General features: G+C 59.8%; 1 protein-coding gene. It reads right to left on the bottom strand.

The window, feature by feature from the left end; all coding sequences use genetic code 11:
* Positions 1-866, bottom strand: an 866-nt coding sequence (locus tag GIW02_RS27005; RefSeq protein ID WP_236420077.1) for a ribonucleotide-diphosphate reductase subunit beta, incomplete at both ends; no start/stop codon positions are given.

The raw sequence follows: 866 nt of genomic DNA, 5'->3' as shown, positions 1-866 counted from the left end.
CGTGGCATGGTGTCGCGCGCGTATTCGATCTCCAGTTGCGTCCCTTGCAGGATCATCTGGGTCGCTTCTTCCTTCATCTCGGCATCCCACAGGTGTGGGTTTTCGATTTTGATCTGGTTGATCACATCGATACCGAAGTTCAGGTGCATCGACTCATCGCGCAGGATGTACTGGAACTGCTCGGCGACGCCGGTCATTTTGTTGCGGCGGCCCATGGAGAGGATCTGGGTGAAGCCGCAGTAGAAGAAGATGCCTTCGAGGACGCAGTAGTAGGCGACCAGGTTGCGCAGCAGCTCTTTGTCGGTTTCGACGGTGCCGGTTTCGAACTTGGGATCGGAGATCGAGCGGGTGTACTTCAGACCCCACGCGGCCTTTTTGGCCACCGATGGAATCTCGTGGTACATGTTGAAGATCTCGCCTTCATCCATGGCCAGCGATTCGATGCAGTACTGGTAGGCGTGGGTGTGGATCGCCTCTTCGAAGGCCTGGCGCAGGATGTACTGGCGGCACTCCGGGTTGGTGATCAGGCGGTACACGGCCAGGACCAGGTTGTTCGCGACCAACGAATCCGCAGTGGAGAAGAAGCCGAGGTTGCGCATGACGATGCGACGCTCGTCGTCGGTCAGGCCTTCGGGGTTTTTCCACAGGGCGATGTCGGCGGTCATGTTGACCTCTTGCGGCATCCAGTGGTTGGCGCAGCCGTCGAGGTACTTCTGCCAGGCCCAGTCGTACTTGAAGGGCACGAGTTGGTTGAGGTCGGCGCGGCAGTTGATCATGCGCTTTTCGTCAACGGCGACGCGGGCGGCGGAGCCTTCGAGTTCGGCGAGGCCTTCGGCGACGTCGAGTTTGTCGAGGGCGGCCTTGGC

Source organism: Pseudomonas syringae, from assembly GCF_021606685.1.
Classification (GTDB): domain Bacteria; phylum Pseudomonadota; class Gammaproteobacteria; order Pseudomonadales; family Pseudomonadaceae; genus Aquipseudomonas; species Aquipseudomonas syringae_R.
Note: the sequence above shows the minus strand (reverse complement) of the source record. Positions and strands in the feature narration are given on the sequence as shown.